The 16862-nt window shown below is 67.4% G+C and carries 14 protein-coding genes and 1 tRNA gene; 11 read left to right on the top strand and 4 right to left on the bottom strand.

All coding sequences use genetic code 11. From position 1 onward, the window contains the following. Positions 1-14 precede the first annotated feature (14 nt). Genes yidC through rpmH form a run of 4 tightly spaced genes read right to left on the bottom strand, consistent with a single transcriptional unit; the run spans position 15 to position 2185 of the window. The gene (yidC, locus tag RNB18_RS08665) at positions 15-1304 is read right to left on the bottom strand and encodes a membrane protein insertase YidC (protein ID WP_311713535.1); all 1290 of its coding nucleotides are present in this window, start codon (positions 1302-1304) and stop codon (positions 15-17) included. Positions 1305-1307: 3 nt separating this feature from the next. Next, complete coding sequence (gene yidD, locus RNB18_RS08660; protein WP_057609092.1) at positions 1308-1658, bottom strand: membrane protein insertion efficiency factor YidD; 351 nt, start codon at positions 1656-1658, stop codon at positions 1308-1310. After that, on the bottom strand, positions 1655-2026 hold the full coding sequence (gene rnpA / locus RNB18_RS08655; protein ID WP_059208182.1) for a ribonuclease P protein component: 372 nt from the start codon (positions 2024-2026) through the stop codon (positions 1655-1657). Before rnpA ends, yidD begins: the two co-directional genes overlap by 4 nt. Positions 2027-2047: 21 nt before the next feature. Further along, complete coding sequence (gene rpmH, locus RNB18_RS08650; RefSeq protein ID WP_005482975.1) at positions 2048-2185, bottom strand: 50S ribosomal protein L34; 138 nt, start codon at positions 2183-2185, stop codon at positions 2048-2050. Positions 2186-2568: 383 nt separating this feature from the next. On the opposite strand from rpmH, the gene dnaA reads away from it, so the two are divergent. From dnaA to RNB18_RS08595, 11 genes are all read left to right on the top strand, one after another. Next, positions 2569-4521 carry a chromosomal replication initiator protein DnaA gene (gene dnaA, locus RNB18_RS08645; protein ID WP_311713534.1) on the top strand — a complete coding sequence of 651 codons (1953 nt, stop codon included), beginning with the start codon at positions 2569-2571 and terminating at the stop codon, positions 4519-4521. An 869-nt stretch (positions 4522-5390) separates the two neighbouring features. Next, positions 5391-6521 carry a DNA polymerase III subunit beta gene (gene dnaN, locus RNB18_RS08640; RefSeq protein ID WP_020119489.1) on the top strand — a complete coding sequence of 377 codons (1131 nt, stop codon included), beginning with the start codon at positions 5391-5393 and terminating at the stop codon, positions 6519-6521. A gap of 217 nt (positions 6522-6738) precedes the next feature. Continuing rightward, positions 6739-7614 carry a phosphogluconate dehydrogenase (NAD(+)-dependent, decarboxylating) gene (gene gnd / locus RNB18_RS08635; RefSeq protein ID WP_311713533.1) on the top strand — a complete coding sequence of 292 codons (876 nt, stop codon included), beginning with the start codon at positions 6739-6741 and terminating at the stop codon, positions 7612-7614. Positions 7615-7679: 65 nt separating this feature from the next. After that, complete coding sequence (recF, locus tag RNB18_RS08630; protein WP_311713532.1) at positions 7680-8801, top strand: DNA replication/repair protein RecF; 1122 nt, start codon at positions 7680-7682, stop codon at positions 8799-8801. After that, positions 8798-9340, top strand: a complete 543-nt coding sequence (locus RNB18_RS08625) for a DUF721 domain-containing protein (RefSeq protein ID WP_311713531.1) — start codon at positions 8798-8800, stop codon at positions 9338-9340. The genes recF and RNB18_RS08625 overlap by 4 nt, the downstream gene beginning before the upstream one ends. Before the next feature lie 372 nt (positions 9341-9712). After that, entirely contained in the window at positions 9713-11785 is a 2073-nt protein-coding gene (gene gyrB / locus RNB18_RS08620) for a DNA topoisomerase (ATP-hydrolyzing) subunit B (protein WP_311713530.1), read from the top strand. Positions 11786-11827: 42 nt separating this feature from the next. After that, positions 11828-14425: a DNA gyrase subunit A gene (gene gyrA / locus RNB18_RS08615; RefSeq protein WP_311713529.1), complete on the top strand. Its 2598-nt coding sequence runs from the start codon at positions 11828-11830 to the stop codon at positions 14423-14425. Positions 14426-14443: 18 nt separating this feature from the next. Beyond that, the gene (locus RNB18_RS08610) at positions 14444-15247 is read left to right on the top strand and encodes a DUF3566 domain-containing protein (RefSeq protein WP_311713528.1); all 804 of its coding nucleotides are present in this window, start codon (positions 14444-14446) and stop codon (positions 15245-15247) included. 111 nt (positions 15248-15358) lie between these two features. Continuing rightward, positions 15359-15435, top strand: a tRNA-Ile gene (locus RNB18_RS08605). A gap of 377 nt (positions 15436-15812) precedes the next feature. Further along, on the top strand, positions 15813-16184 hold the full coding sequence (locus RNB18_RS08600) for a hypothetical protein (protein ID WP_311713527.1): 372 nt from the start codon (positions 15813-15815) through the stop codon (positions 16182-16184). A gap of 240 nt (positions 16185-16424) precedes the next feature. After that, positions 16425-16778, top strand: a complete 354-nt coding sequence (locus tag RNB18_RS08595) for a VOC family protein (protein WP_311713526.1) — start codon at positions 16425-16427, stop codon at positions 16776-16778. The last annotated feature ends 84 nt before the right edge of the window (positions 16779-16862 follow it).

Below are 16862 nucleotides of genomic sequence, written 5' to 3'. Positions count from 1 at the left end.
GGATGGACTCCTTCTTACTTCTTGGACGGGGACTTGGGCCGCTGCGGACCCTTGCGCTGTCCGGACTGGGCCTTGCTGCGGGTACCGCCGCCGGGCTGCTTCTTGGCGGGTTCGGCGGGCTTGGCGTCCTCGGGCTCATCGGACTTGCTCAGCGAGGTCGGCTCCGACGACGGGGCGTCACCGGCCGCCTTGCCACCCGAGACCGCCGCGCTGCCCGACTGCCGCTGGGATTTGCTCTGCCGCTTGGGCTGCTGGCGCTTGGGGGCGGCTGCGCTGGTCGACGTGCCGTCCTCGGTCTGGACCGCGGCCTGGGACTCGCTCTGGACCACGGAGCCGTCGGCCTGGGCCGCCAGGCCCGCCTTGTTCAGACCGTTGATGAACTTGCGCTCGAACTCGTTGCGGTCGCGGCCCTTGGCGACGATCGCCTTGATGATGGTGCGCTCGCTGCGCTTGCGGGCCTTGCCGTGGCTCGTGACGTGCTTGGTGAGACGCTCCAGGTAGGCCGCCTGAGCCTTGGAACCCGGCGTCGGGTTGTTGCGGATGACGTACATCTGCTGGCCCATGGTCCACACGTTGGTGGTCAGCCAGTAGACGAGGACACCGACCGGGAAGTTGATGCCGAAGACGGCGAACATGACCGGGAAGACGTACATCAGCATCTTCTGCTGCTGCATGAACGGCGTCTTGACCGTGGTGTCGACGTTCTTCGTCATCAGCTGACGCTGCGTGTAGAACTGCGACGCCGACATCAGGACGATCATGACCGCGGTGACGACCCGGACGTCGGTCAGCGAGGCGCCGAGTGCCTCGACCTTGCTCGAGCCGTCCGTGAACTTCGCGGCCAGCGGGGCACCGAAAATGTGCGCCTTACGGGCGCTGGCCAGCAGCGAATCGTTGATGACGCCGATCGTCGAGCCGGTCGCGATGCCGTTGAGCACGTGATACAGGGCGAAGAAGAACGGGGACTGCGCCAGGATGGGAAGGCACGAGGAGAGCGGGTTGGTGCCCGTCTCCTTGTACAGCTTCATCATCTCTTCGGACTGACGCTGTTTGTCGTTCTTGTAGCGCTCCTGGATCTTCTTCATCTCGGGCTGGAGCGTCTGCATGGCCCGCGTCGACTTGATCTGCTTCACGAAGAGCGGGATCAGGCAGATACGGATCAGGATCACGAGGGACACGATCGACAGGCCCCAGGCCCACCCGGTGTCAGGGCCGAAGATCTTGCCGTACACCGTGTGGAACTGGACGATGACCCAGGAGACGGGTGTCGTGATGAAGCTGAAAAGACTGGCAATCGTGTCCACTAATCATGCTCCTTGGGCATGGGACGGAGTCTCTGCGGCCGGGCTCGAAGGAGTCTGTCCCTCGGTGGCCGAGGCGGCGGAGGGCCCGCCCCTACGTGCACGCCAGGCGTTACGCAGCATTTCGTGCCACCGCGGACGCTTGCGCGGCGGGACATGGTCCACACCGCCCAGCGACCACGGATTGCACCGCAGGATGCGCCAGGCGGTGAGTGCCGTTCCCTTGATCGCACCGTGCCGGTCGATGGCCTGGAAGCCGTAGTGGGAGCACGACGGGTAGTACTTGCACACCGGCCCCAGCAGCGGACTGATGGTCCACTGGTACAGCTTGATCAGCGCCAGCAGCGGGTACTTCATCGTGCGCCCCCTCCCAGCAGCCGCTGAACGGCGGCATCCAGGTCTCGGGCCAGCTGTTCGTGATCGGCGTCGCCCGCCTCGGGCAGCGCTCGTACGACTACCAGGCTACCGGGGGGAAACAGAGCGACCCTGTCGCGCATCAGATGACGCAGTCTGCGCTTCACCTTGTTGCGCACGACGGCGCCGCCCACGGCCTTGCTCACGACGAAACCCGCACGCGTCGGGGGAGCGCTCTCCCCAGGCGCGTGCGGGTCCGTGGCACCGCTACGAAAATGGACGACGAGGGACGGGCGTCCGGCCCGGCGCCCTCGTCGTACTGCGGTCGCGAAGTCCTCGCGCCGCCTCAGCCGGTTCTCGGTGGGCAGCACGACGGCATGACCTGACCGGGATCAGGCGGACAGGCTGGCGCGACCCTTGCTGCGGCGGTTCGCAAGAATCGCGCGGCCGGCACGGGTACGCATCCGCAGGCGGAAGCCGTGGGTCTTCGCGCGACGACGGTTGTTCGGCTGGAAGGTGCGCTTGCTCACTCGGGGGCTCCAGAAATAAATCGGTGGTTGCGGGTGCCGTCCTGGCTGTCACCGTGCGCCCACGAGTAGCTCGCAGTAACGCCCGAGTGCACCGCTTCCCGATCACCCGAGGCGATCTGTGCCCATCGGAGGCAGGCGGCAGCAGCCATCGACAACTCGACCTGGTTACGGTACGCGCGGCTGCGCCATCCGGTCAAACCAGTGGTCACCGGGAGACACTATCCACAGGCTGGGGACAACAACTTGAACCGCACCCGTCGCCCTGACTACCGTGGCTGAACTCCGATTCGTTCCGTTGACCCCTCTGTTTCGGCTCCACCCCATTTGAATCCCGACTCGTCCCACAACCACACGTTCGTGGGACCCGTGAGAGAGCGTGCCCTGTGGCTGACGTACCTGCCGATCTTGCCGCAGTGTGGCCACGCGTACTCGAGCAACTTCTCGGCGAGGGCCGCGTCCAGGGCGTGGAGGCGAAGGACGAGCACTGGATCCGGCGCTGCCAGCCGCTCGCGCTGGTCGCCGACACCGCCCTGCTCGCCGTACCGAACGAATTTGCGAAAGGCGTACTGGAGGGCCGGCTGGCCCCTGCCGTCAGCGAGACGCTGAGCCGTGAGTGCGGTCGCCCGATCCGTATCGCGATCACGGTCGACGACTCCGCGGGCGAACCCCCGGCACCGCCCGCGCCTCCGGCCCCCCGGCCCCAATCGCGCTATGAGGAGCCGGAACTCCCCTCCGGCCAGTACGACAACCAGTACGAGGGCTACGGCCGTCACCGCGCCGACGACTCCCGTCCGAACCGCGGCGAGCAGCGCCCCGGGCCCCAGGGCGACCACGCCCCCCGCCCGGACCAGCTCCCGACCGCCCGCCCCACCTACCCCTCGGAGTACCAGCGCCCCGAACCCGGCGCCTGGCCGCGGCCGACACAGGACGAGTACAGCTGGCAGCAGCAGCGGCTCGGCTTCCCCGAGCGCGACCCGTACGCGTCGCCGTCGCAGGAGCCGTATCCGCAGGAGTCGTACGGCCCCCCGTCGCAGGACTACCGCCCGCAGGCGATGGAGCGCCCGTCCTACGACAGTCCGCGCCGCGACTACGACCAGCGGCCGGACTACGACAAGCCGCGGCCCGACTACGACCAGCCCCGGTCCGACTACGACCAGCGCGACGTCCGCCGGGACCTGCCCGATCCCCCGTCCGGCTCCGGACATGTGCATCGCGGCGGCCCGGTCGGCTCCAGCCTGCCCACCACCGGTGCTCCCGGTCCGCTCGCCGCGCAGCCCGCGCCGGCGACCGGCCCCGGTGAGCCCACCGCGCGGCTGAACCCGAAGTACCTCTTCGACACCTTCGTCATCGGCGCCTCCAACCGCTTCGCCCACGCGGCCGCGGTGGCGGTCGCCGAGGCGCCGGCCAAGGCCTACAACCCCCTCTTCATCTACGGGGAGTCGGGACTCGGCAAGACCCACCTGCTGCACGCGATCGGGCACTACGCGCGCAGCCTGTATCCCGGCACGCGCGTGCGGTACGTGAGCTCGGAGGAGTTCACCAACGAGTTCATCAACTCCATCCGCGACGGCAAGGGCGACAGCTTCCGCAAGCGCTACCGCGAGATGGACATCCTGCTCGTCGACGACATCCAGTTCCTCGCGGACAAGGAGTCGACGCAGGAGGAGTTCTTCCACACCTTCAACACGCTCCACAACGCCAACAAGCAGATCGTCCTGTCCAGCGACCGGCCGCCCAAGCAGCTGGTGACGCTGGAGGACCGGCTGCGGAACCGTTTCGAGTGGGGTCTGATCACCGACGTCCAACCGCCCGAGCTGGAGACACGGATCGCGATCCTGCGCAAGAAGGCGGTGCAGGAGCAGCTCAACGCGCCGCCGGAGGTCCTGGAGTTCATCGCCTCCCGGATCTCGCGCAACATCCGCGAGCTGGAGGGCGCGCTGATCCGGGTGACGGCGTTCGCGTCGCTCAACCGGCAGCCGGTCGATCTGGGCCTGACCGAGATCGTCCTCAAGGACCTGATCCCCGGCGGCGAGGACTCGGCCCCGGAGATCACCTCCACGGCCATCATGAGCGCCACGGCGGACTACTTCGGCCTGACCGTCGAGGACCTGTGCGGCACCTCGCGCGGGAGGGCGCTCGTCACGGCCCGCCAGATCGCCATGTACCTGTGCCGCGAGCTGACGGATCTGTCGCTGCCGAAGATCGGCGCGCTGTTCGGCGGCCGCGACCACACCACGGTCATGCACGCCGACCGCAAGATCCGCAATCTGATGGCCGAGCGGCGCTCCATCTACAACCAGGTCACCGAGCTGACGAACCGCATCAAGAACGGCTGACAGAGGCAGAGTTACGTCGGTTTCGACGCTGAAGGGCGCCCTGGGGACGAGATCCCGGAGGCGCCCTTCTTCATGCCGCCGTAGCCGGCTGTTCGATTCCCCGCCGGGTTACGGCCTCTCTCCACAGATCCGGCGACTTTTTCCCGTCCACATCCTGGGGACTGCGAAGTTGTCCAGATCACGGTCCACAGGCTCCCTGTTCAAAGACCATCAGGCCAGGTCAGGTGGTTGTGGATTCGTGGACGAACGATCTCCACAGACTGTGGACAGCGAGAAGATCCACAGGCTGTGCACCGAGTTGTCCACCGGCAACCCACAGACCGGGGCCGGTTGTCCCCAGCGATCACCGGGTTCTCCACATGCCTGTCCACTGTTCGGCAACGCGACGCGCCTGATCACCGGGTCGAGTGAAAGGCGTCACACGAAGGTGCCGGGTTGGCCTGTGGGAAAGGTGGGTAAAGCTGGGGACGGCGCTGGGGAGAACTCGCCTCAGGCTGTGCACGGAGTGTGCAGAACTTTCTGTTCTCCACAGATACGCCCGGTTGTCCACCGCCTCCGCCCACAGGGCCAGTGGACAAAATTTCCCCTCTGAGCTGGGAAAACGGGGTTATCCACGGTATCCACAGCCCCTACTACTACTCCCAACTAGAGAGAGCTGGGAATCCGTTTCGAAGTGGGGCCTGTGCACAACTCGCTGTCCGGCTCCCGACTGCCCCTCGTCACGACTTGACCCCGAGAGGCACCTACTGTCAGTGGGGTGCGTCAGACTGTTCCCCGGTGTCCTTCCCGCCACAGGGGCCGACGACACCGAGACAGACGACGAAGCCAGGCAGGCCGAGCAGCGCCGGCAACAGCAGGAGGCGGCAACAGTGAAGATCCGGGTGGAACGCGACGTACTCGCGGAGGCAGTGGCCTGGGCGGCGCGCAGCCTCCCGGCCCGTCCGCCGGCGCCTGTCCTCGCCGGCCTTCTCCTGAAGGCCGAGGAAGGCCAGCTGAGCCTGTCCAGCTTCGACTACGAGGTCTCCGCGCGGGTGTCCGTGGAGGCCGAGGTCGAGGAAGAGGGCACGGTGCTGGTCTCCGGCCGCCTGCTCGCCGACATCTGCCGCGCCCTCCCCAACCGTCCGGTGGAGATTTCCACAGACGGTGTACGGGCCACGGTGGTCTGCGGCTCCTCGCGATTCACACTCCACACCCTGCCTGTGGAGGAGTACCCGGCGCTGCCGCAGATGCCGAGCGCCACGGGCACCGTCCCCGGTGAGGTCTTCGCCTCCGCCGCCGCCCAGGTGGCCATCGCCGCGGGGCGTGACGACACGCTCCCCGTTCTGACCGGTGTACGCATCGAGATCGAGGGCGACACCGTCACGCTGGCGTCCACCGACCGCTACCGCTTCGCCGTCCGTGAGTTCCTGTGGAAGCCGGAGAACCCCGAGGCGTCCGCGGTCGCCCTGGTGCCCGCCAAGACGCTCCTGGACACCGCCAAGGCGCTCACGAGCGGCGACAGCGTCATCCTGGCGCTGTCCGGTTCGGGCGCGGGCGAGGGCCTGATCGGCTTCGAGGGCGCGGGCCGCCGTACGACCACGCGTCTGCTCGAAGGCGACCTGCCGAAGTACCGCTCGCTGTTCCCGACGGAGTTCAATTCCGTCGCCGTGATCGAGACCGCCCCCTTCGTGGAGGCCGTCAAGCGTGTGGCCCTGGTCGCCGAGCGCAACACCCCGGTGCGGCTGAGCTTCGAGCAGGGCGTGCTGATCCTGGAGGCCGGTTCCAGCGACGACGCACAGGCTGTGGAAAGGGTTGACGCCCAGCTGGAGGGCGACGACGTCTCGATCGCCTTCAACCCGACCTTCCTGCTGGACGGCCTGAGCGCCATCGACTCCCCGGTGGCCCAGCTGTCCTTCACGACGTCCACCAAGCCCGCGCTGCTGAGCGGCAAGCCGGCCCTGGACGCCGAGGCGGACGAGGCCTACAAGTACCTGATCATGCCGGTGCGGCTGAGCGGCTGAGCATGCCGGCCGGCCTGGGCTGGACGGCTGCTGGGGGTGTGGGGGTCGTCCCCCACAAGATCGCAGCATGCTGGTGCGGCTGAGCGGCTGAGTCAAAGCCCCAGGTGAGGGCATACGTTTGAGCGCGTATGCCCACAGGTGTGCGTGAGCGTCCGGGTTTAGGCTCGTACGTGGGTACGAAAGTGCTCTCACGCCACAGCAACCTAAGGAACCACTGATGGAGCTCGGTCTCATCGGCCTCGGCAAGATGGGCGGCAACATGCGCGAGCGGATCCGCCGCGCAGGCCACACCGTGATCGGATACGACCGCAACCCGGACCTCGCCGATGTCCACAGCCTGAAGGAGCTTGTGGACGCGCTGCAGGGCCCGCGGGTCGTGTGGGTTATGGTCCCGGCCGGTGCGCCGACCCAGGCGACCATCGACGAGCTGGCCGAGCTCCTGGAGCCCGGTGACGTCGTGGTGGACGGCGGGAACTCCCGCTGGACGGACGACGAGAAGCACGCCGAGGAGCTGGCGGCCAAGGGCATCGGCTTCGTCGACTGCGGCGTCTCCGGTGGCGTGTGGGGCCTGGAGAACGGCTACGCGCTGATGTACGGCGGCGACGCGGAGAACGTCGCCAAGGCGCAGCCGGTCTTCGACGCCCTCAAGCCCAAGGGCGAGGCCGGTGCGGTGCACGCCGGAAAGGTCGGTGCCGGCCACTTCGCGAAGATGGTCCACAACGGCATCGAGTACGCGATGATGCAGGCCTACGCCGAGGGCTGGGAGCTCCTGGAGAAGGTCGACTCCGTGACCGACGTCCGGGAGGTCTTCCGCTCCTGGCAGGAAGGTACGGTCATCCGTTCCTGGCTCCTCGACCTCGCGGTCAACGCCCTCGACGAGGACGAGCACCTGGACAAGCTGCGCGGTTTCGCACAGGACTCCGGCGAGGGCCGGTGGACGGTGGAGGCCGCCATAGACCACGCGGTGCCGCTGCCGGCGATCACCGCGTCGCTGTTCGCGCGGTTCGCGTCCCGCCAGGACGACGCGCCGCAGATGAAGATGATCGCGGCGCTGCGCAACCAGTTCGGCGGCCACGCGGTCGAGACGAAGTAATCCACAGGGCTGCGGAGCAATCCACAAGCCGCAGTCCACAACCTGGGGGAGGTCGGCGACCGACCATGCACGTCACGCATCTGTCGCTGGCCGACTTCCGCTCGTACGCCCGGGTCGAAGTTCCGCTCGACCCGGGCGTCACCGCGTTCGTGGGCCCCAACGGGCAGGGCAAGACGAACCTGGTCGAGGCGATCGGCTACCTCGCCACCCTCGGCAGCCACCGGGTCGCCTCCGACGCCCCCCTGGTCCGTATGGGCGCCGACCGCGCGATTGTCCGGGCGCAGGTCAGACAGGGTGAGCGGCAGCAGCTGGTCGAGCTGGAGCTCAATCCCGGCAAGGCGAACCGTGCCCGGATCAACAGGTCCTCACAGGTCAGGCCGCGTGATGTGCTCGGGATCGTGCGGACCGTGCTGTTCGCGCCGGAGGATCTCGCGCTGGTGAAGGGCGACCCGGGTGAGCGGCGCCGCTTCCTGGACGAGCTGATCACCGCCCGCTCCCCGCGCATGGCCGGCGTTCGCTCGGACTACGAGCGCGTGCTCAAGCAGCGCAACACCCTGCTGAAGTCGGCCGCGCTCGCGAGGCGGCACGGCGGTCGCTCGATGGACCTGTCCACCCTCGACGTGTGGGATCAGCATCTCGCGCGCGTGGGCGCCGAGTTGCTAGCCCAGCGGCTCGACCTGATCGCCGCGCTCCAGCCGCTGACCGACAAGGCGTACGAGCAACTGGCACCCGGCGGCGGCCCGGTCGCCCTGGAGTACAAGCCGTCCGCGCCGGGCGAGGCACACACGCGTGAGGACCTCTACGAGCAGTTGATGGCCGCGCTCGCGGAGGCGCGCAAGCAGGAGATCGAGCGGGGCGTGACCCTCGTAGGACCGCATCGGGACGATCTGCTTCTCAAACTCGGTCAGCTGCCCGCCAAGGGATACGCCTCGCACGGCGAGTCCTGGTCGTACGCACTGTCGCTGCGCCTCGCGTCGTACGACCTGCTCAGGGCCGAGGGCAACGAACCGGTGCTGATCCTCGACGACGTGTTCGCCGAGCTGGACACCCGTCGCCGTGAGCGCCTGGCCGAACTCGTCGCGCCCGGTGAGCAGGTCCTGGTGACGGCGGCGGTCGACGACGACGTGCCGCACGTGCTGACGGGGACGCGGTACACCGTGTCCGAGGGGACGGTGGAGCGCGTATGACCGACGAACAACCCCCCGCTGAGCCCCCCAAGCCCGCCGAGCCCTCCGGCGTCGACCTCGCGCGCGTGGCGCTCAGGGCCGCGAAGGAACAGGCACGCGCGCGTGGGGACGCGGCGCAGCAGAAGCGCCAGGCCCGGCGCGGTGGCGGGCTGCGCTCCGGCGCGCGCGCCGACGGACGCGATCCCATGGCGTTCGGGGCCGCCATCAATCGCCTGATCACCGAGCGCGGTTGGGAGACGCCCGCCGCGGTGGGCGGGGTGATGGGGCGCTGGCCGGAGATCGTGGGCGAGGACCTGGCCAAGCACTGCGAGCCGGAGAAGTACGACGAGGACGAGCGGGTCCTGGTGGTGCGCTGCGACTCGACCGCGTGGGCGACGAACCTGCGGCTGCTCGCGCCGCAGCTGGTGGCCCGTCTGAACGAGGATCTCGGGCACGGCGCCGTGAAGTTGATCAAGGTGAACGGCCCCAGCGGTCCCGCTCGTCGCTACGGCCCGTTGCGCGCCCCGGGCAGCACGGGGCCCGGCGATACCTACGGGTGACAGACATCACATCAAGGGCGTCGGCGGTGCCATCGAGGCATCGGCGACGCCTTTGTCGTAGCCCTGTACGCGGTGGCGAATTCCGACCTGACTCCCAAGTAGCCATGGGTTGACAGCTCGAAGCGCTGAGTGCCTCCGTGAGCCTCTTGGAGCCCCGCTCCGTATATGGGGACCCGGAAGACGCCGGTTGAGGGCGGCACATGAGGACTCAGGTACCGGCAAACCCCCATCACTGTCGGCGCTACCGGTAGACTGGAAGCCAATCCCGCCCCAAACGTGGGGACCGCCCGGGAAACGCTGAGCAACGCTGATCAAGGCTTACCAACGCAACATGCCGCAGCCGCTCCGGCAACCCGCCGACGAGCCTGGCTCGTGCTGTGCCAGAAAGGGCGCTTCGTGGCCGATTCCGGCAACCCCAACGAGAACATCCCGTCCACCGACGCCGAGGCGACCTCGTCGAACGGCGAGGTAACCGCCTCGTACGACGCCAGTGCCATCACCGTCCTCGAGGGTCTGGACGCGGTCCGCAAGCGACCCGGTATGTACATCGGCTCGACCGGCGAGCGCGGCCTGCACCACCTGGTGCAGGAGGTCGTCGACAACTCCGTGGACGAGGCGCTGGCCGGCCACGCGGACACCATCGACGTGACGATCCTGGCCGACGGCGGCGTGCGCGTCGTCGACAACGGCCGAGGCATCCCGGTGGGCATCGTCCCCTCCGAGGGCAAGCCGGCCGTCGAGGTCGTGCTGACGGTGCTGCACGCGGGCGGCAAGTTCGGCGGCGGCGGCTACGCGGTCTCCGGCGGTCTGCACGGCGTGGGTGTCTCCGTGGTGAACGCCCTGTCCAGCAAGGTCGCCGTCGAGGTCAAGACCGACGGCTACCGCTGGACGCAGGACTACAAGCTGGGCGTCCCGACGGCTCCGCTGGCCAAGCACGAGGCGACGGACGAGCACGGCACGTCGGTCACCTTCTGGGCCGACAGCGACATCTTCGAGACCACCGAGTACTCCTTCGAGACGCTCTCCCGCCGCTTCCAGGAGATGGCGTTCCTCAACAAGGGTTTGAGGATCAAACTCACCGACGAGCGCGAGTCGGCGAAGGCCACCGCCGGGGCGGACGAGGCGGGCGCCGACGAGAAGGACGAAGTCAAGGTCGTCGAGTACCACTACGAGGGCGGCATCGTCGACTTCGTGAAGTACCTCAACTCCCGCAAGGGAGACGTGGTGCACCCCACCGTGATCGACCTGGAGGCCGAGGACAAGGACAAGCTCCTGTCCCTCGAGGTCGCGATGCAGTGGAACAGCAGCTACACCGAGGGCGTCTACTCCTTCGCGAACATCATCCACACGCACGAGGGCGGCACGCACGAGGAAGGCTTCCGCGCGGCGCTGACGAACCTCGTCAACAAGTACGCGCGCGACAAGAAGCTGCTGCGTGAGAAGGACGACAACCTCACGGGTGACGACATCCGCGAGGGTCTGACCGCGATCATCTCGGTGAAGCTGAGCGAGCCGCAGTTCGAGGGCCAGACCAAGACCAAGCTGGGCAACACCGAGGTGAAGACCTTCGTCCAGAAGGTCGTCTACGAGCACCTCACCGACTGGCTGGACCGCAACCCCGTCGAGGCCGCGGACATCATCCGCAAGGGCATCCAGGCGGCCACCGCGCGCGTGGCGGCCCGCAAGGCCCGTGACCTGACGCGCCGCAAGGGCCTCCTGGAGACCGCGTCCCTGCCGGGCAAGCTTTCCGACTGCCAGTCGAACGACCCCACCAAGTGCGAGATCTTCATCGTCGAGGGTGACTCCGCCGGCGGTTCGGCCAAGTCCGGCCGCAACCCCGAGTACCAGGCGATCCTCCCGATCCGCGGCAAGATCCTGAACGTCGAGAAGGCGCGGATCGACAAGATCCTGCAGAACCAGGAGATCCAGGCGCTGATCTCGGCCTTCGGCACCGGGGTCCACGAGGACTTCGACATCGAGAAGCTGCGCTATCACAAGATCATCCTGATGGCGGACGCCGACGTCGACGGCCAGCACATCTCCACGCTGCTGCTGACCTTCCTGTTCCGCTTCATGCGGCCGCTGGTCGAGGCCGGGCACGTGTACCTCTCCCGTCCCCCTCTGTACAAGATCAAGTGGGGCCGGGACGACGTCGAGTACGCCTACTCGGACCGCGAGCGCGACGCACTGATCGAGATGGGCCGGCAGCGCGGCAAGCGCATCCGCGAGGACTCCATCCAGCGCTTCAAGGGTCTCGGCGAGATGAACGCCGAGGAGCTGCGAGTGACCACCATGGACCAGGAGCACCGCGTCCTCGGCCAGGTCACCCTCGACGACGCCGCCCAGGCGGACGACCTGTTCTCCGTGCTGATGGGCGAGGACGTGGAGGCCCGCCGCCAGTTCATCCAGCGCAACGCCAAGGACGTCCGCTTCCTCGACATCTGAGTCGGTCTCAGCTGACCGCACCAGGAAGGATCTTCACCCGCAATGGCCGACGAGAACACGCCCGTCACCTCTGAAGAGGGCGGCGTCATCGCCCAGCGTGTCGAGCCCGTCGGGCTCGAGACGGAGATGCAGCGTTCGTATCTGGACTACGCGATGTCCGTCATCGTGTCCCGTGCGCTGCCGGACGTCCGGGACGGTCTCAAGCCCGTCCACCGCCGCGTCCTGTACGCCATGTACGACGGCGGCTACCGCCCCGAGCGCGGCTTCTACAAGTGCGCGCGCGTGGTCGGCGACGTCATGGGCAACTACCACCCCCACGGCGACTCCTCGATCTACGACGCCCTGGTGCGCCTCGCCCAGCCGTGGTCGATGCGGATGCCGCTGGTGGACTCCAACGGCAACTTCGGCTCCCCGGGCAACGACCCGGCGGCGGCGATGCGCTACACCGAGTGCAAGCTCGCGCCGCTGTCCATGGAGATGGTCCGTGACATCGACGAGGAGACCGTCGACTTCACGGACAACTACGACGGCCGCTCCCAGGAGCCGACCGTCCTGCCGGCCCGCTTCCCGAACCTGCTGATCAACGGCTCGGCGGGCATCGCGGTGGGCATGGCGACCAACATCCCGCCGCACAACCTCCGTGAGGTCGCGTCCGGCGCCCAGTGGTACCTGGAGAACCCGGAGGCCTCGCACGAGGAGCTCCTGGACGCCCTCATCGAGCGCATCAAGGGCCCCGACTTCCCGACCGGCGCGCTGGTCGTGGGTCGCAAGGGCATCGAGGAGGCGTACCGCACCGGTCGCGGCTCGATCACCATGCGCGCCGTCGTCGAGGTCGAGGAGATCCAGAACCGCCAGTGCCTGGTGGTCACGGAACTGCCGTACCAGACCAACCCCGACAACCTCGCGCAGAAGATCGCCGACCTGGTGAAGGACGGCAAGGTCGGCGGCATCGCGGACGTCCGGGACGAGACGTCGTCGCGGACGGGCCAGCGGCTCGTGATCGTTCTGAAGCGTGACGCGGTCGCCAAGGTCGTGCTGAACAACCTGTACAAGCACACGGACCTGCAGTCGAACTTCGGCGCCAACATGCTGGCGCTCGTCGACGGCGTCCCCCGCACGCTCTCGCTCGACGCGTTCATCCGGCACTGGGTGGCGCACCAGATCGAGGTCATCGTCCGCCGTACGAAGTTCCGGCTGCGCAAGGCCGAGGAGCGGGCGCACATCCTGCGCGGCCTCCTCAAGGCCCTGGACGCCATCGACGAGGTCATCGCGCTGATCCGGCGCAGCGACACCGTCGACATCGCGCGCACGGGCCTGATGGAGCTCCTGGAGATCGACGAGATCCAGGCCAACGCCATCCTCGAGATGCAGCTGCGCCGCCTCGCCGCCCTGGAGCGCCAGAAGATCATCCAGGAGCACGACGAACTCCAGGCGAAGATCGCCGAGTACACCGAGATCCTGGCCTCGCCGGTCCGCCAGCGCGGCATCGTCAGCGCCGAGCTCACCGCGATCGTCGACAAGTACGGCGACGACCGCAAGACCATGCTGGTGCCCTACGACGGCGACATGTCCATCGAGGACCTCATCGCCGAGGAGGACATCGTCGTCACGGTGTCGCGCGGTGGTTACGTCAAGCGCACCAAGACCGTCGACTACCGCGCCCAGAAGCGCGGCGGCAAGGGTGTACGCGGCACGAAGCTCAAGGAAGACGACATCGTCGACCACTTCTTCGTCTCCACGACGCACCACTGGCTGCTGTTCTTCACCAACAAGGGCCGCGTCTACCGGGCCAAGGCGTACGAACTGCCGGATGCCGGCCGTGACGCGCGTGGACAGCATGTCGCCAACCTGCTGGCCTTCCAGCCGGACGAGGCGATCGCCGAGATCCTCGCGATCCGCGACTACGACGCGGCGCCGTATCTGGTGCTCGCCACGAAGGCGGGTCTGGTCAAGAAGACGTCACTGAAGGATTACGACTCTCCGCGTTCCGGTGGCGTCATCGCCATCAATCTGCGTGAGCGCGAGGACGGTTCGGACGACGAACTGATCGGTGCCGAACTCGTCTCGGCCGACAGCGATCTGCTTCTGATCAGCAAGAAGGCGCAGTCGATCAGGTTCACCGCCTCGGACGACACCCTGCGTCCCATGGGCCGTGCCACCTCGGGTGTCAAGGGCATGAGCTTCCGTGAGGGAGACGAGCTGCTCTCGATGAATGTTGTTCGACCCGGTACGTTCGTGTTCACTGCTACGGACGGCGGGTACGCGAAGCGGACCCCCGTCGACGAGTACCGCGTCCAGGGTCGCGGCGGCCTCGGTATCAAGGCCGCCAAGATCGTGGAGGACCGTGGATCGCTCGTCGGAGCGCTGGTGGTCGAGGAGACCGACGAGATCCTCGCCATCACGCTGTCCGGCGGTGTGATTCGTACGCGAGTCAGCGGGGTCAGGGAGACGGGCCGTGACACCATGGGCGTCCAACTGATCAACCTGGGCAAGCGCGATGCCGTGGTCGGCATCGCACGTAACGCCGAGGCGGGACGTGAGGCGGAGGAGGTCGACGGCGATGTGCCCGACGACGAGACCGTCGAGGGTGCCGCCGCGACCATCGGCACGGACGAGGGTGAGGCACCCTCGGCCGAGTAGCACGAGGAGTGAGTCATCGTGAGCGGAGCCACGGGCGCCGGATCGACCGGAACCTCTACGGGGTCTTCCCCCGGCTCGGAGGCGGACGGCGGCGGCCGTGGCTCTGCCGCGCGTGCGGCAGAAACGCACCCAACAGATACGCACACGACTCAACTCAAGGCGATCAAGCCGCCCGCGACGGACTCGCGCTCGCCCGAGACTCATGGATCCCAGGGGGGACCTGTGACGGACACCCAGCCGCCGGCCCAGCCGACGGCGCCCGCCGCACCGCCGAAGGCGGCGGCTCAGCCGCAGCCCGCGGTGCAGCCCCAGCCTTCGCCCTCTCCGCTGCCGGGGGAACGCCGGCCGCAGCAGCAGGCCGGCCCGTACCACCCACCGCAGGCCTACCCGACGCAGGCCACCCCGGCCGGTGCCGTACGACGCCCGCGCACCGGCGCGCGCACCACGCCCCGTACCCGCAAGGCACGTCTGCGGGTGGCCAAGGCCGACCCGTGGTCCGTCATGAAGGTCAGCTTCCTGCTCTCCATCGCGCTGGGCATCTGCACGATCGTCGCGGCCGCCGTGCTGTGGATGGTCATGGACGCGATGGGCGTCTTCTCGACGGTCGGCGGGACGATCTCCGAGGCGACCGGCTCGAACGAGTCGAACGGCTTCGACCTCCAGGCGTTCCTCTCCCTGCCGAACGTCCTGATGTTCACGTCGATCATCGCGGTCATCGACGTCGTCCTCGCGACGGCTCTCGCGACCCTCGGCGCGTTCATCTACAACCTCTCCGCGGGCTTCGTCGGCGGCGTCGAGCTGACGCTGGCGGAGGACGAGTAACGCTGCCTCAAACATGCGGAGGCGGTCCTCGGGGAACCGATTTTGGGACTGCCCACGTCGTGCGCTAATCTTCAGGAGTCAGCGCGCGGGACACACTCCGCAGAGCGCGGCGGGGCTATAGCTCAGTTGGTTAGAGCGCATCCCTGATAAGGATGAGGCCACAGGTTCAAATCCTGTTAGCCCCACCAGCGAAAAGACCCCCGGCCCACAGGGCCGGGGGTCTTTTTTGACACCCATGGTTGACACCAACCGCCAGGGCCGCGCCAGGTGGCGTGGAGCGGACACCGCTCGTCGGCCGCCAGGCGAATGTCTCCCTCCCGACGTAGAAGCCGCCGTCCAGCCGACCTGTGCCTCCCAGGCGCAGTCAGCGGGGTCCAGGGAGAGCCGAAGGCTCACGGTGTAGTGCGCCCCTTCGGCACCGGGATGGACGGGGCGCCGTTCGCGACTGCGGGTTCGTAGTGGCGTGCGCTGGGAGCTGGGGACAGGTAGTGCCGGTTGTACGCGAGTACGTTGGCGATCCCAAGGCTGACAGGAAGGCGCACCCGTGCAGATAGCCGGAGTCGACTTGTACGTCAACAACCCGATCATGGCTTTGGGATCCCCGGACTGGATTCGCGATGACCTGGAGTTGCGGGGCGCTCCCGCTGCATCCTCAGACACTCATGTCATTGTCCGTGTACAAGCACAGACAGTTCTGATCAAGGTGCGACTGTTCCGGGACGACGGTCAGGGTGTCGCCGCCGATCCATCATTGACCACGGTCTTCGACGGGTCGCTCTACTTGGCAGACCGACGCTTCGTGATCGGTGACGTGTTGGGAGAGAGTCGATTCGTCAAGTACCTCGGGGGACCGCAACATTGGTGGGTGCGGGTGGCTGTCGATGACCCGAAGGGATACGCGCGTGCTGCCGACGTGGTCCTTTGCGTCGAGGAGTAAAGGCGACTCCGCTGCCAAGACCGCATGCGGCGTCTGACACCAGCGGCTGACACCAACAAACAGGACCGTTGGTCGACGTCGACAAGCCCCTGTGATCGACCTGACAAGGATGAGACCACAGGTTCAAATCCTGTTGGCCCCACCAGCACGAAGGCCCCCAGCCGATCTTGGTTGGGGGTTTTGTCATGTGCGACGGACATCAGTCTCGGGGGCCGCGTCCCGTGTGCCTAGACTCGGCAGATGACCTTGGAATGGGAACAGGTAATCGTTCACTCGGTGGATCCGGTGGCCCTGGGGCAGTGGTGGGCCGAGGCTCTTGGCTGGGTGGTGGTTCACGACTCCGATGAGGAGTTCGAGATTCGCCCGGAGCCGGATCGCCTGCCAGGGCTGGACTTCGTCAGGATCGCAGAGAGCAAGAAAGTCAAAAGTCGGCTGCATCTCGACTTCAGGCCCGATGACCAGGCCGCCGAGGTGGCTCGCCTTGAAGCTCATGGTGCCAAGCGTGTCGACATCGGTCAGGGTGACCAGTCGTGGGTCGTCATGGCGGACCCTGAAGGCAACGAGTTCTGTGTTCTGGGCCAACGGCGTCAGTGAGCCTCCGGAGCCCATCGGCGTACGGGCGGGTGTTTCCGTGCGGTGCTGCGCGCGACGTCGTCACTTCTTCGGCGCTTCTTCGAT

The sequence above is a fragment of the Streptomyces doebereineriae genome, assembly GCF_031845645.1.
GTDB lineage: Bacteria > Actinomycetota > Actinomycetes > Streptomycetales > Streptomycetaceae > Streptomyces > Streptomyces canus.
This window is presented reverse-complemented; position numbering and strand designations above follow the sequence as displayed.